Genomic DNA, 14,064 nt, shown 5'->3' with positions numbered 1-14,064 from the left:
AAACAAAAGTGAAAATAACTGAGCTTTTAACGAAGCATACGATAAAGCTTAATATTGAGAGCAAAGAAAAAGAAAATGTTATTGACGAAATGGTCACTGTTCTTGATAAGGCTGGAAAGTTAAATGACCGACAAGCCTACAAAGAAGCCATTTTAAATCGTGAGAGCCAAAGCTCAACAGGTATCGGTGAAGGAATCGCTATCCCGCATGCGAAAACGGCAAGCGTTATCAACCCGGCGATCGCGTTCGGACGTTCTAAAGACGGTGTCGATTATGAATCATTAGACGGCCAGCCGGCTCACCTGGTGTTCATGATTGCGGCGACTGAAGGCGCGAACAACACTCACCTTGAAGCATTGTCAAGACTTTCAACGCTGTTAATGCGTGAAGAAATCCGCAAGCAGCTCCTTGAAGCTGAGTCTGAAGATGCCATCATCGACATCATTAACCAGCACGATAAAGATGATGACGAAGAGGAAGAAGAAGCGGCACCAGCACCTGCCGGAAAAGGAAAAATCCTAGCGGTGACTGCATGTCCGACAGGTATTGCACACACATTCATGGCTGCGGATGCCCTTAAAGAAAAAGCGAAAGAGCTTGGTGTGGACATTAAGGTCGAAACAAACGGTTCAAGCGGTATTAAACACAAGCTGACTGCCCAAGAAATTGAAGATGCACCTGCAATCATTGTCGCAGCGGACAAGCAGGTTGAAATGGAGCGCTTTAAAGGCAAGCGCGTGCTTCAAGTACCTGTTACAGCAGGTATCAGACGCCCGCAAGAGCTTATCGAAAAAGCGATGAATCAAGATGCGCCGATTTATCAAGGCAGCGGCGGCGGTTCTTCAGCTTCAAACGATGAAGATGGTGCGAGTGGAAAATCTGGCGGCGGCATCGGAAGTGCGTTTTATAAACATCTGATGAGCGGTGTCAGCAACATGCTTCCGTTCGTAGTCGGCGGCGGTATCCTCGTTGCGATTTCATTCTTCTGGGGAATTAATTCATCCAATCCGGATGATCCTACTTACAACACGTTTGCTGCAGCTCTTAAGTTTATCGGCGGTGACAATGCATTAGGATTAATTGTGGCTGTTCTTGCCGGATTCATCGCAATGAGTATTGCAGACCGTCCTGGTTTTGCGCCTGGTATGGTCGGCGGATTTATGGCTACTCAAGCAAATGCTGGATTCTTAGGCGGATTAATTGCCGGATTCCTGGCTGGTTATATCGTTGTTCTTTTGAAAAAAGCATTCGTCTTTATTCCACAGTCACTTGACGGACTGAAACCTGTATTAATTTATCCGCTGCTTGGTATTTTCTTAACTGGTATTATCATGCGTTTCGTTGTGAATACACCGGTAGCAGCATTTATGGATTTCTTAACAAACTGGCTTGAAAGCCTTGGTACTGGCAACCTTGTATTAATGGGTATTATCTTAGGCGGTATGATGGCGATCGATATGGGCGGTCCGCTTAATAAAGCAGCCTTTACGTTCGGTATCGCGATGATCGATGCAGGCAACTATGCGCCTCATGCAGCGATTATGGCCGGCGGTATGGTTCCCCCGCTTGGTATCGCACTTGCAACAACAATTTTCCGAAACAAGTTCTCTCAGCGTGACCGTGAAGCAGGTATTACATGCTACTTCATGGGTGCTGCATTCGTAACAGAGGGAGCGATCCCGTTTGCTGCGGCTGATCCACTTCGCGTCATCCCAGCTGCTGTCGTTGGTGCAGCTGTTGCCGGCGGATTAACTGAATTCTTCCGTGTAACGCTTCCGGCACCTCACGGAGGAGTGTTCGTAGCCTTTATTACAAACCATCCGTTGCTTTACCTATTAAGTATCGTGATCGGTGCTGTCGTGATGGCAATTATCCTCGGTGTCGTTAAAAAACCTGTAACAGAGAAATAAGAAAAAAAGCGTCCTGATTCAAAAGGACGCTTTTTCTTTATCCTGCTCGCTGGAGCGCGGTTAAGTTATGTATTTTATTATCTTTTATGATAAAGTAAAAGAAGGGAAACAACTGACATAGCAATCGTCTAGGAGGAAACACTTTGACCGAGGAAAAAAACACGAAAACTGAAAAAACGGCGAAGAAAAAAACCAATACGTACTTGGAATGGGGAAAAGCGATTGTCATCGCGGTTCTGCTGGCTCTCCTGATCCGTCACTTTTTGTTTGAACCCTATTTAGTTGAAGGTTCATCTATGTATCCCACATTACATGATGGAGAAAGGCTGTTTGTGAATAAGACAGTCAACTATATCGGCGAGCTGAAGCGCGGAGATATCGTCATTATCAACGGTGAGACTTCGAAAATCCATTACGTAAAACGATTGATCGGAAAGCCCGGAGAAACCGTTCAAATGAAGGATGACACGCTTTATATAAACGGAAAAAAAGTAGCCGAGCCTTACTTGTCTAAAAACAAAAAGGAAGCAGAAAAACTTGGTGTCAGTCTGACAGGCGACTTTGGACCGGTTAAGGTTCCGAAAGGCAAATATTTTGTCATGGGAGATAACCGGCTGAATTCAATGGACAGCCGAAACGGGCTGGGACTGATTGCGGAAGACCGGATTGTCGGCACATCGAAGTTTGTCTTTTTCCCGTTTAACGAAATGCGTCAAACAAAATAAAAACGCCTTGCTGGCCTTTGGACAGCAGGCGTTTTTTAATTTGAAAAAGAAGCGACCAATGCAATGCATAATACAGTAATGAACACTGAACCGATAATGGCCAGTACACTGAAGAAAAGGTGAACCTGTTTGTTCTCTTTTCCGCGCTTTTCTAAAAGTCGTTTAGAGAAAATGTGCGAAAATATGTAAATTAGGGCTATTCCAATATATAGGCCGATATCTTTGGCGGTAAAGCCTGTTACGGCAAGGTAAAAACCCGTAAAAAAGATCAATAAACAGTATTCAGTAAGTGTTAAAAGCCTCAACGTTTTCCTCCATGAGAGTGTGTAATTTTCCAGCCGGATGCATTCTCTCTGTTCAATTGTAACATAGCCGGCCGGTTTGAGTGTATAAGTGTTTTCTCTCTTGTTTTATCAGGGAATCATTTCTCTTGCCCTGCATTCATGGTATACTTTTATTGATGATAGACATGATGGAGGATAATAAATGATTGCTGTAAATAATGTAAGCTTGCGGTTTGCGGATCGCAAGTTATTTGAAGATGTTAATATTAAGTTTACCCCAGGCAACTGCTATGGGTTAATTGGTGCAAATGGTGCCGGTAAATCAACGTTTCTGAAAGTGCTCTCAGGCGAAATCGAGCCTCAGACAGGCGATGTTCATATGAGTCCTGGCGAGCGTCTTGCCATCTTGAAGCAGAACCATTTTGAGTACGAAGAGTATGAAGTGCTGAAAGTGGTTATTATGGGCCACAAACGCCTGTATGAAGTCATGCAGGAGAAAGACGCCATTTACATGAAGCCTGATTTCTCAGACGAGGATGGAATTCGTGCTGCTGAGCTCGAAGGTGAATTTGCGGAGCTGAACGGATGGGAAGCGGAAAGTGAAGCTGCGATTCTTTTAAAAGGCCTTGGTATCTCAGAAGACCTTCATACGAAGAAGATGGAAGACCTTGGCGGTTCAGAGAAAGTAAAAGTGCTCTTGGCACAGGCATTATTCGGCAAGCCGGATGTTCTGCTGCTTGATGAGCCGACGAACCACTTGGACCTTCAGGCGATTCAGTGGCTGGAAGAGTTTCTGATTAACTTCGAAAACACTGTTATTGTCGTATCCCATGACCGTCACTTTTTAAATAAAGTGTGTACGCACATTGCTGACCTTGATTTTAACAAGATCCAAATCTATGTCGGAAACTATGATTTCTGGTACGAATCAAGCCAGCTGGCGTTAAAGCTTTCTCAAGAAGCGAACAAGAAAAAAGAAGAGCAAATTAAACAGCTTCAAGAGTTTGTCGCTAGATTCAGCGCCAATGCGTCTAAATCTAAGCAGGCTACATCAAGAAAGAAACTTCTCGAAAAAATTACGCTGGATGATATTAAACCATCTTCCCGCCGCTATCCTTATGTTAACTTTACGCCTGAAAGGGAAATCGGAAATGATGTTCTTCGGGTGGAAGGCTTAACGAAAACAATCGATGGCGTAAAGGTGCTCGACAATGTCAGCTTTATTATGAATAGAGAAGATAAAATTGCTTTCACTGGCCGCAACGAATTGGCTGTTACTACGCTGTTTAAAATCATTTCCGGGGAAATGGAAGCTGACAGCGGAACGTTTAAATGGGGCGTTACGACATCTCAAGCTTATTTTCCAAAAGACAACAGCGAATATTTCGAAGGCAGTGATCTGAATCTTGTAGACTGGCTTCGCCAATATTCTCCTCATGACCAAAGTGAGAGCTTTTTACGCGGATTCTTAGGTCGCATGCTGTTCTCCGGAGAAGAAGTCCACAAAAAAGCAAATGTACTATCCGGGGGAGAAAAGGTTCGCTGTATGCTGTCGAAAGCGATGCTTTCTGGCGCTAATATTTTAATTTTAGATGAGCCGACCAACCATCTAGACTTAGAATCCATTACAGCGCTCAATAACGGCTTAATCAGCTTTAAAGGCGCTATGCTGTTCACTTCCCATGACCATCAGTTTGTACAGACAATTGCCAACAGAATTATAGAAATTACACCTAACGGCATCGTCGATAAGCAAATGAGCTATGATGAGTTCCTTGAAAATGCTGATGTGCAGAAAAAACTGGCTGAACTATACGCGTAATAAAAGAAGCAGAGATTCCTCTGCTTTTTTTTGATACATAGAGTTGAAAGGAGATCACAGCATGAAATGTTTAGTTGTCGGAGCAGGAGGAGTAGGCGGATATATTGGCGGTCGGCTTGCAGAGAAAGGCAATGATGTGACATTTCTCGTACGCCATAAAAGAGCTGAGCAGTTAAAAGAAACCGGGCTTGTCATCCATAGTGAAAAGGGGGATGTATCATTTCAGCCCGCATTAATCAGTGCCGGAGAAACAGGGCATTTTGACGTCGTTATCATTGCTTCTAAAGCATATTCACTTGGTCAGGTGATAGACGATGTCAAATCGTTTGTCGATCGCGAATCTGTCATTATCCCTTTCTTAAATGGGTACCGCCACTACGAGCAGCTGTTTACGGCATTTTCAAAAGAACAGGTGCTGGGCGGCTTGTGTTTTATAGAAAGTGCTCTAGACAATAAGGGAGAAATTCATCATACGAGTGCATCGCATCGTTTTGTATTCGGAGAGTGGAACGGTGAGCGTACGGAACGAATAACAGCGCTTGAAGAGGCATTTTCAGGCGTGAAGGCAGAAGTCATTATCAGCGGACATATCGAGAAGGACATTTGGAAAAAGTATCTGTTTATTGCGGCACAAGCGGGGATCACAACGTTATTTCAAAGACCGCTTGGCCCGATCCTTGAGACAGAAGGCGGACGTCACACGGTCCAAACCCTTATTGCGGAAATTGGCGCTATTCTGCGAAAAGAAGGCGTTCCTGCAGATCCGGATCTTGAAGAAGAGAGCTTCCGTACGATGACAAGCATGTCTTATCATATGAAATCCTCCATGCTTCGTGATATGGAAAACGGACAAACGACTGAAGGCGACCACCTGCACGGCTTTTTGCTTGAAAAAGCAAAGCGTTTATCTCTTGCAGCACCTATATTAGAAACGGTTTATGCCAATCTGCAAATGTATGAAGCAGAAAAATAAAAAGGAGGCGAAAAGCCTCCTTTTGCTTATTTAAAAAGCCCAATTTCCGTTTCTGAAGATAGGCTCTCTTTTTCCGTCTGACGTAATTCCGTCAATATTCATATCCTTAGAACCAATCATAAAGTCCACGTGTGTAATGCTTTCATTTAAGCCTTCTTTAACAAGCTCCTCACGAGACATCTGTTTTCCGCCTTCAATGTTAAAGGCATATGCACTTCCGATCGCCAAATGATTTGACGCGTTTTCATCAAACAATGTGTTATAGAAAAGAATATTTGATTGTGATATAGGTGAATCGTATGGAACAAGCGCCACTTCACCTAAATAGTGAGAACCCTCATCTGTTTCCACCAGTTCTTTTAAAATGTCCTCACCTTTTTCGGCTTTAATATCGATTATACGGCCATTTTCAAACGTGAGAGTGAAGTTTTCAATAATATTTCCGCCATAGCTTAACGGTTTTGTGCTTGATACCACTCCGTCGACCCCGTCTTTTTGGGGAAGTGTGAATACTTCTTCTGTCGGCATATTGGCCATAAACTCATGGCCGCTTTCACTCACGCTTCCAGCACCAGCCCAAACATGCTTCCTAGGGAGCTTAATTGTTAAATCAGTTCCTTCTGCTTGATAATGTAAAGCAGCATAATGCCTCTCGTTCAAATGGTCAACTTTTTCATGAAGATTTTGATCATGATTAATCCACGCTTGTACCGGGTTGTCTTCGTTTACGCGCGTCGCTTTAAAAATTTCTTCCCACAGAAGCTGAATCGCTTCCTCCTCTGATTTGTCAGGAAAAACTTTTTGAGCCCAGCCCGCTGACGCCGCACCTACGACAGTCCAGCTGACTTTGTCCGATTGAATATATTGTCTGTATGTATGTAATGCTTTGCCTGCTGCTTTTTGGAAGGCAGCAATCCGTTTAGAATCTACACCTTTTAGTAAGTCTGGGTTTGACGACACAACAGAGATGAAAGCGGCTCCTTTTTTAGCAAGCTCTTCTCTGCCTTTTGCCTCCCATTCAGGGTATTCTTCAAAAGCTTCAAACGGCGCGAGTTCATATTTTAATTTGGCGACTTCGTCATCCTGCCAATTCACCGTGACATTTTTTGCACCTTTTTCATATGCATATTTCACAATTAAGCGGACAAAATCCCGTACATCTGTTGAAGCATTTACGACTACATACTGGCCTTTTTGGACGTTTACCCCGACCTCAACAGCCAGCTGCGCATATGTATTTAATTTCTGTGAAAATGAATCCATGAATCATTCCTCCTTAAGCTTTTTTCTCATCATATCAAATATGATCCTATAAAGGAAAGAAAGGAGGCCAAAGTGAAAAACCCAAAACAACATGTCTTGGGTCTTTCGATATTACGGATGATTCAGTTTTACAGTGCCGCCTGCAGGCGAATGAGGCATATTTGCTAAAGAAATGCTCATGCCTCCAAGAATAATTCCGCTTAAAATGGCTGCGATCGCTACTCTTCTTCCTAAATCTCTTAGCATCTGTTTCCTCCTTAACGTTTCTCCATTTCCCACAATATGAAGGGAGTGAGGAAAAAAGAAGCAAGAAATTTGCTGTATGTGAGATTTTTTTCAGGAAAAGACTATTTAACCGCCTTTTGAAGCTTATCAATCACTTCTAAAGAACGGCCGGTGCCGATTGCGACACATTCAAGCGGGGTTTGCGCCACGTGTACAGGCACGACAATCTCTTCTGTGAGCCATTCTTTAATCCCGTTAAGGAGCGCGCCGCCGCCTGTTAAAATAACGCCGCGGTCAACAATATCTCCGCTCAATTCAGGCGGGCAGTCCTCAAGTGTAGCTCTGATGGCTTCGAGAATATGGAGGAGAGATTCACGCATTGCATCTTGAATTTCATTAGATTGAAGCATAATGGTTTTTGGAAGGCCTGTCACGAGGTCGCGTCCCCGAATTTCCATTGCTTCAGGAACATGCTCAATCAGGGCATGGCCAATTTCCATTTTCACCTGCTCAGCTGTGCGTTCGCCGATCAGTAAATTGTATTTTTTCCGGACGAAAGAAACGATATCCTCATCAAGCTGGTCTCCGCCTATTCTGATAGAGTGGCAGGAAACAACGCCGCCGAAGGAAATAATCGCGACTTCCGTCGTCCCACCGCCGATGTCTACCACCACATTGGCAACCGGCTCATCTACCGGCAAATCCGCTCCGATCGCTGCTGCTACTGGCTCTTCAATTAAATGGACGTTTTTCGCGCCGCAATTTTTCACCGCATCACTGATGGCGCGGCGTTCTACTGCGGTTGAGCCTGAAGGTGTGCAAACGACTACGTTCGGTTTTCTGAACGACATGCCGATGCTTTTTGCGGCTTTTTTCATAATGTGTTTTAGCAGATCGGTTGTCATATCATAGTCTGCGATTACGCCATCTTTCATTGGTCTGACAGCGACAATTTTTCCCGGTGTTTTACCGATCATGTTTTTCGCGTCAGCCCCGATCGCAAGAACTGCTTTTGTCGTTGTATCCACTGCGACAACAGATGGTTCATTTAAGATAATCCCTTTATTTTTGCTGTAAACAAGTATATTAGCTGTTCCTAAGTCAATCCCGATTTCAGTTGATTGAAACATGTTTTCACCCAATCTTTATCCTGATTTTATATGATTCTACATTTAAAGTTTCTAAGAAATGAAGCGATTTTTGGGGGTGTGCGTCGGTAAAGAAATGTTTTTGTAAAAAATCGCGGAACTGTGTAACAGAAGTAATACATTTTTCGGTTTTATGGAAAAAATATCTTGTACTTCTTTATAGAAAGTGGGAAACTTTTTCTAAGTTTCGTACGTCTACGATATATTGAGGTACATCCTTAAACATTACATGAGAAAAGAAACATTTAAAGGAAGAAGGGTTTTTATGAAATCAATAGGTGTTGTTAGAAAAGTAGATGAATTAGGGCGTATTGTCATGCCGATAGAATTAAGACGGGCACTTGATATTGCTATAAAAGACAGTATTGAGTTTTTTGTTGACGGAGAAAAAATTATCTTGAAAAAGTACAAACCTCATGGCGTCTGTTTAATGACCGGAGAAATCACTTCAGAAAATAAAGAATACGGCAACGGTAAAATTACGTTAAGTCCTGAAGGTGCACAGCTGCTTCTCGAAGAAATTCAAGCCGCTTTAAAAGAATAATATCATGTTTGAAAAAGGCGGAGCGATATCATCTCCGTCTTTTTTTCGTGCCAATTTCTGATTACCACCCCTAAGATATGACATCATGAACATTAGGTAATGAATGATTTGGGATACTTTACATATTTTACTCAATTATTTGTCGAAGAATGGTACAATAAGTAGAGAAACACAAGCGGCAGGTGGTCATATGAGAAAATATCAAGCTCGTATCATTTCCATCATTTTGGCAATGATTTTTATAATGTTTTGGGATTATTTATTTTATTTTATAGGCAAAAACCCGATTAATTGGCCTGTTGATATTGTGTATACTGCAGTCACGCTGGTAAGTGTCTGGATGCTGGCTTATTATATTGATGAGAAACAGCAGCTGGTTAAGAAAATGAAGGATAATGAATGGAAGTATAAACAGCTTTCTGAAGAAAAAAACCGCATCATGGATAATTTACAAGAAATTGTATTTCAAACGAATGCAAAAGGCGAAATTACATATTTAAACCAAGCGTGGGCATCCATAACCGGCTTTTCAATCAGTGAATGTATGGGAACGATGTATAATGATTACTTCATAAAAGAAAAGCACGTAGCCGACCACATTAACAGCCAAATTCAAAACAAAGCGTCTTCTGGCATGTTTACGGCAAAATACGTGAAAAAGAGCGGCACGATTTTTTGGGGAGAAGTTCATTATAAACTTTACTACGACCGAGATGACCAATTTACAGGCAGCCTGGGTACAATGTCAGATATTACTGAGCGGAAAGAGGCTGAAGATGAGCTCATTGAGATTAATGAACGGCTGGCGAGAGAATCTCAAAAACTGTCAATCACGAGTGAACTTGCCGCTGGCATTGCACACGAGGTCAGAAACCCTTTAACATCTGTCAGCGGTTTCCTTCAGATTATGAAAACACAATATCCGGACAGAAAAGGCTATTTTGACATCATCTTTTCAGAGATTAAAAGAATCGATTTGGTGCTCAGTGAGCTGTTGCTGCTTGCAAAACCGCAGGCGGTCACATTTAAAATGCATCAGCTCAACGAGATCCTGAAACAAGTCACGACATTGCTTGATACCAATGCTATTCTGTCCAATATCGTCATAGAAAAAAATTTCAAAGAGACAGATGGCTGTATGATTAACGGAGACGAAAATCAGCTGAAGCAGGTCTTTATCAATATCATTAAAAATGGGATTGAGGCAATGCCAAAAGGCGGTGTCGTAACCATTTCGACTGCTAAAACAGCCTCTCATGCAGTGATAAGCGTCAAAGATGAAGGGTACGGCATGCCGCAGGAAAAGCTGAAACAGATTGGCAAACCTTTTTATTCAACAAAAGAAAAGGGAACCGGACTCGGACTTGCCATTTGTTTGAGAATTTTGAAAGAACATGACGGGGAATTGAAAATCGAAAGTGAAGCTGGAAAAGGCAGCGTCTTTCAAGTTGTTTTGCCTTTAACTTCAGACAGCTGAGAGGGGAAAAATGAAGATGAACTCGCTTCTGTTTGTATACGGGACATTAAGAAAACATGAAGAAAATCATCATCTGCTTGCACAATCGGCATGTATCAGTGAGCAGGCCAGAACGAAGGGATGTCTGTTTGCTGCAAAAGAGGGGCCCGCAGCCGTTTTTGAAGATGAGGGCTATATATGCGGCGAGGTATATGAAGCAGATGAATTGTGTATACATAAGCTCGATCAATTTTATCAAGGCTATGATAAACAAACGGTGCTTGTAGAAACGGATGCCGGGATCAAAAAAGCGCTTGTTTATTTTATGAACAAAGACGAGTGTGCCGGCTTTCCGATAATAAGCAGCGGCGACTGGAAAGAACATCAGATGATCAGTAAATCGCAAAATCCTGTTTATTATTTTGCCTATGGGTCCTGCATGGACAATGCCCGCTTTCAAAAGGCAGGAGTCGATCACTATTTTCAAGATCCAGTGGGAAGAGCTGTTTTAAAAGGTTATACAACCCGCTTCACCCTAAAAAGGGAAGACGGCTCAAGAGCGGATATGATAGAAGACGGAGGAACAACAGAAGGCGTTTTATATCGTATTCCTTTCTCTGCTCTCTCCTATCTGTATAAAAGGGAAGGCGTTGAATCTCTTACGTATCGGCCGGCATTTGTAGACGTTGAGGCAGGCGGAAGGCGCTACACAGACTGCTTAACTTTTCTCGTCCTCCAAAAAGAAGCGGAAACTGCCCCACCTCAGCACTATCAGATTGAAATTGAACGCGGAGCGGAGCTGTATTTGTCACCGGGGTTTGCTGAAAAGCTCAAGCAGCATATGAATTCGCTTCCAAAAGGGTAACGAAATTAACACTGTTACAAAAGAATATGATAAAATTTGATCAATATGAAGTCAGGTAAAGGAGCACCATTATGAAAAAAGAATTTGCGGTAATTGGACTAGGCCGTTTTGGTGGCAGTATTTGCAAAGCATTAAGCGAAGAAGGCGTCGAAGTTATGGCGATGGATATCGATGAAGATAAAGTCAACGAGTATGCCAAGATCGCATCCCACGCCGTTATCGGTGATTCAACAGACGAATCTGTCCTGAAAAATTTGGGTCTGCGAAATTTTGACCACGTTATTGTTGCAATCGGAGAAAATATTCAAGCGAGTATTTTAACGACTCTCATTCTGAAAGAACTTGGCGTTCATACCATTACAGTTAAGGCACAGAATGATTATCACGAAAAAGTGCTGTCTAAAATCGGTGCAGATCACATCGTCCACCCAGAACGCGATATGGCAAAACGAATTGCACATAACATCGTGTCCAACAACGTACTTGATTATTTGGAGCTGTCTGAAGAGCATAGTCTTGTTGAAATCGTAGCTAACAGCCGTCTGGCTGGAAATACGCTTCTCGATTTAGATATTCGTGCGAAATACGGTATTAACATCGTAGCCATCAAAAGGGGCAAGGAAGTCATCGTATCACCTCTTGCGACGGAAGTTATACATCAAGAAGATATTCTCATCGTCATTGGATCAGTTACAGACATTTCCCGTTTTGAAAAAAGAGTTCTTCATACAAAATAGCAGTAAAACAAGCCGTCCCCAAAGGGCGGTTTTTAATATTATCAGAATATAACAACTTTAATGAAATGAGCGTCAATTTCCTAAAATTTTATTGACTAAGCATAGGCGTTCCGATAGCATATTGTACCATATAATAAAAAAGAGGAGGGGCCTATTTGAATAAAGAAGAGCTGGTCAATAGGCTGAATGCTTCAGCCCGAAGACAAAAAGCTGATATCGTCATTAAGAACGGAAAAATCATGGACGTATATAATCAAGAGTGGATATATGAAGATATTGCGATTACAGATGGAGTCATTGTAGGCCTCGGCGAGTATGAAGGCGAAAATATCATTGATGCAGAGGGACAAATGATTGTTCCGGGTTTTATTGATGGACATGTACATATTGAGTCATCAATGGTTACACCAATAGAGTTCGCTAAAGCGGTACTACCGCATGGCGTGACGACCGTTGTTACCGATCCGCATGAGATCGCGAATGTATCTGGGGAAAAAGGGATTGCATTCATGATTGAACAGGCTCGGCAAACACCGCTGAATATCCATTTTATGCTCCCCTCCAGTGTGCCTGCCGCAAGCTTTGAGCGATCAGGCGCAGTGCTCAAAGCTGCCGATTTAAAGCCTTTTTACGAAGAGGAAGAAGTATTGGGGCTGGCTGAAGTTATGGATTATGTGTCGGTTCAGCAGGCTGAAGAAGATATGGTTCAGAAACTGCTCGATGCCCGTGTTGCAGGAAAGCGGATAGACGGTCATTTGGCGGGTTTATCTACAGACCTCATTAACATATATAGAACCGCATTGGTCTTAAACGATCATGAAGTAACGACGAAGGAAGAAGCCCTTGATCGTATTAGAAGGGGAATGTATGTGATGATGCGTGAAGGGTCAGTCGCAAAAAACACTCTCAATGTGCTGCCGGCTGTGAATGAAAAGAACGCGCGCCGTTTCTTCTTCTGTACGGATGATAAGCATGTGGATGATTTATTGTCAGAGGGTAGTGTGAATCATCAGGTGAAAATGGCGATTCAAGCCGGACTAAATCCGTTTTTAGCCTATCAATTAGGAAGCCTTAACGCAGCCGAATGCTATGGATTAGATACAAAGGGAGCGATTGCCCCAGGTTTTGACGCTGATTTGCTCTTTGTATCTGATCTGGAAAACGTCACTGTCACAATGACGATGGTAAAAGGACAGACTGTTGCTGAAGGCAGCAAAGCAATCTATCAAGATTGTGCTTCAACGGCGGCACCAGAACCAGCACTGCTTGATTCTGTTAAGCTTGCTGCTCCTCTTAACAAACAGAATTTTTATATGCCGATTGATTCAAAGCAGCAGATCAATGTGATTCAAATCATTCCAAATCAGCTTGAAACACGATTGATACATGTCGAGGCACCTAATGCTCGCGATTTTGAGTCTGACATTGAGCTCGATTTGTTAAAGATTGCAGTTGTTGAGCGGCATAATGGTTTAAAAGAAATCGGGCTTGGTGTTGTGAAAGGATTTGGATTTAAGAGCGGAGCGATTGCTACAACCATCTCGCACGATTCCCATAATATGATTGCAGTCGGAACAAATGATGCCGATATCGCGGCTGCAGTTAATAAGCTGCAGGAAATTGGCGGAGGATTAACGGTCATAAAAAATGGAGAAGAGCTTCATTCAGTTCCGCTGCCGATCGCGGGGTTATTATCCGACCAATCTGCAGAACAGGTAAATCAAAGCTTACTGATGCTGCATGATAAATTGTCGTTAATCGGTTTCACAGGCGGGTTTAATCCATTTTTGACGCTGTCGTTTTTAGCATTGCCTGTCATTCCTGATATCAAAATGACGACAACGGGATTATTTGATGTAAAGTCATTTCAGCATATTGCATTGCAATAAAAAAGATGCACTCCAAAGTGAGTGCATCTCAGCATGTCGACAAACCCTCGCATTCGTTGTCAGGCCTGCGCTTCGGTGCTCACGAATTTCAACATTCGCTGTGCTCCGATGCTCGCCCTTCCTAGAATTCAAGGGTTTTCAATCACGCTGAAAAGATGACAAAATCCTAAAACTAAAAATCGTTTTAGGATTTTGTCAACAATCTAAGATGCACTCCTAAGAG

The 14,064-nt window shown here is 42.7% G+C and carries 13 protein-coding genes; 9 read left to right on the top strand and 4 right to left on the bottom strand.

What is annotated here, in order from left to right:
- The first annotated feature begins 8 nt into the window (after positions 1 to 8).
- Both AC0C66_RS12265 and sipT read left to right on the top strand, forming a co-directional pair.
- A complete protein-coding gene (locus AC0C66_RS12265) occupies positions 9 to 1,910 on the top strand; it encodes a PTS fructose transporter subunit IIABC (protein WP_088679424.1) in 1,902 nt (633 codons plus the stop codon).
- Positions 1,911 to 2,053: 143 nt separating this feature from the next.
- The gene (gene sipT / locus AC0C66_RS12260) at positions 2,054 to 2,635 is read left to right on the top strand and encodes a signal peptidase I sipT (RefSeq protein WP_014113644.1); all 582 of its coding nucleotides are present in this window, start codon (positions 2,054 to 2,056) and stop codon (positions 2,633 to 2,635) included.
- 35 nt (positions 2,636 to 2,670) lie between these two features.
- On the opposite strand, the gene AC0C66_RS12255 is transcribed toward sipT, so the two are convergent.
- Positions 2,671 to 2,940, bottom strand: a complete 270-nt coding sequence (locus AC0C66_RS12255) for a hypothetical protein (protein WP_003222329.1) — start codon at positions 2,938 to 2,940, stop codon at positions 2,671 to 2,673.
- A 181-nt stretch (positions 2,941 to 3,121) separates the two neighbouring features.
- Between AC0C66_RS12255 and AC0C66_RS12250 the strand changes: the two genes are divergently transcribed.
- On the top strand, positions 3,122 to 4,741 hold the full coding sequence (locus AC0C66_RS12250) for an ABC-F family ATP-binding cassette domain-containing protein (RefSeq protein WP_014113645.1): 1,620 nt from the start codon (positions 3,122 to 3,124) through the stop codon (positions 4,739 to 4,741).
- A 61-nt stretch (positions 4,742 to 4,802) separates the two neighbouring features.
- Entirely contained in the window at positions 4,803 to 5,714 is a 912-nt protein-coding gene (locus tag AC0C66_RS12245) for a ketopantoate reductase family protein (RefSeq protein ID WP_079288729.1), read from the top strand.
- Between the two features lie 30 nt (positions 5,715 to 5,744).
- Here AC0C66_RS12245 and AC0C66_RS12240 read toward each other — a convergent pair whose 3' ends face one another.
- The 3 genes from AC0C66_RS12240 to mreBH form a co-directional block, all read right to left on the bottom strand.
- Positions 5,745 to 6,977: an aminopeptidase gene (locus AC0C66_RS12240; protein WP_088679423.1), complete on the bottom strand. Its 1,233-nt coding sequence runs from the start codon at positions 6,975 to 6,977 to the stop codon at positions 5,745 to 5,747.
- 111 nt (positions 6,978 to 7,088) lie between these two features.
- A complete protein-coding gene (locus AC0C66_RS12235; RefSeq protein ID WP_003238865.1) occupies positions 7,089 to 7,223 on the bottom strand; it encodes a protein YkpC in 135 nt (44 codons plus the stop codon).
- A gap of 101 nt (positions 7,224 to 7,324) precedes the next feature.
- Complete coding sequence (gene mreBH / locus AC0C66_RS12230) at positions 7,325 to 8,332, bottom strand: cell shape-determining protein MreBH (RefSeq protein ID WP_014113648.1); 1,008 nt, start codon at positions 8,330 to 8,332, stop codon at positions 7,325 to 7,327.
- A gap of 283 nt (positions 8,333 to 8,615) precedes the next feature.
- On the opposite strand from mreBH, the gene abhA reads away from it, so the two are divergent.
- The 5 genes from abhA to ade all read left to right on the top strand — a co-directional run bounded on the left by abhA (position 8,616) and on the right by ade (position 13,841).
- Positions 8,616 to 8,894, top strand: coding sequence for a transcriptional regulator AbhA (gene abhA, locus AC0C66_RS12225; protein ID WP_041520942.1), 279 nt, complete (start codon positions 8,616 to 8,618; stop codon positions 8,892 to 8,894).
- 190 nt (positions 8,895 to 9,084) lie between these two features.
- Entirely contained in the window at positions 9,085 to 10,371 is a 1,287-nt protein-coding gene (gene kinC / locus AC0C66_RS12220) for a two-component sensor histidine kinase KinC (protein WP_014113650.1), read from the top strand.
- Positions 10,372 to 10,387: 16 nt separating this feature from the next.
- A complete protein-coding gene (locus AC0C66_RS12215) occupies positions 10,388 to 11,215 on the top strand; it encodes a gamma-glutamylcyclotransferase family protein (protein WP_072566217.1) in 828 nt (275 codons plus the stop codon).
- A gap of 71 nt (positions 11,216 to 11,286) precedes the next feature.
- Positions 11,287 to 11,952, top strand: a complete 666-nt coding sequence (gene ktrC / locus AC0C66_RS12210) for a Ktr system potassium transporter KtrC (protein ID WP_003222311.1) — start codon at positions 11,287 to 11,289, stop codon at positions 11,950 to 11,952.
- 155 nt (positions 11,953 to 12,107) lie between these two features.
- The gene (ade, locus tag AC0C66_RS12205) at positions 12,108 to 13,841 is read left to right on the top strand and encodes an adenine deaminase (RefSeq protein ID WP_079288726.1); all 1,734 of its coding nucleotides are present in this window, start codon (positions 12,108 to 12,110) and stop codon (positions 13,839 to 13,841) included.
- The last annotated feature ends 223 nt before the right edge of the window (positions 13,842 to 14,064 follow it).

The organism is Bacillus sp. VA13, from assembly GCF_055710085.1.
Note: the sequence above shows the minus strand (reverse complement) of the source record. Positions and strands in the feature narration are given on the sequence as shown.

What these genes read in the sequence shown, in the direction of transcription:
- AC0C66_RS12250 (WP_014113645.1), top strand. Translation starts at nt 3,122, where the DNA reads ATGATTGCTGTAAATAATGTAAGCTTGCGGTTTGCGGATCGCAAGTTA.
- AC0C66_RS12245 (WP_079288729.1), top strand. Translation starts at nt 4,803, where the DNA reads ATGAAATGTTTAGTTGTCGGAGCAGGAGGAGTAGGCGGATATATTGGC.
- AC0C66_RS12240 (WP_088679423.1), bottom strand. Translation starts at nt 6,977, where the DNA reads ATGGATTCATTTTCACAGAAATTAAATACATATGCGCAGCTGGCTGTT.
- AC0C66_RS12235 (WP_003238865.1), bottom strand. Translation starts at nt 7,223, where the DNA reads ATGCTAAGAGATTTAGGAAGAAGAGTAGCGATCGCAGCCATTTTAAGC.
- mreBH (WP_014113648.1), bottom strand. Translation starts at nt 8,332, where the DNA reads ATGTTTCAATCAACTGAAATCGGGATTGACTTAGGAACAGCTAATATA.
- abhA (WP_041520942.1), top strand. Translation starts at nt 8,616, where the DNA reads ATGAAATCAATAGGTGTTGTTAGAAAAGTAGATGAATTAGGGCGTATT.
- kinC (WP_014113650.1), top strand. Translation starts at nt 9,085, where the DNA reads ATGAGAAAATATCAAGCTCGTATCATTTCCATCATTTTGGCAATGATT.
- AC0C66_RS12215 (WP_072566217.1), top strand. Translation starts at nt 10,388, where the DNA reads ATGAACTCGCTTCTGTTTGTATACGGGACATTAAGAAAACATGAAGAA.
- ktrC (WP_003222311.1), top strand. Translation starts at nt 11,287, where the DNA reads ATGAAAAAAGAATTTGCGGTAATTGGACTAGGCCGTTTTGGTGGCAGT.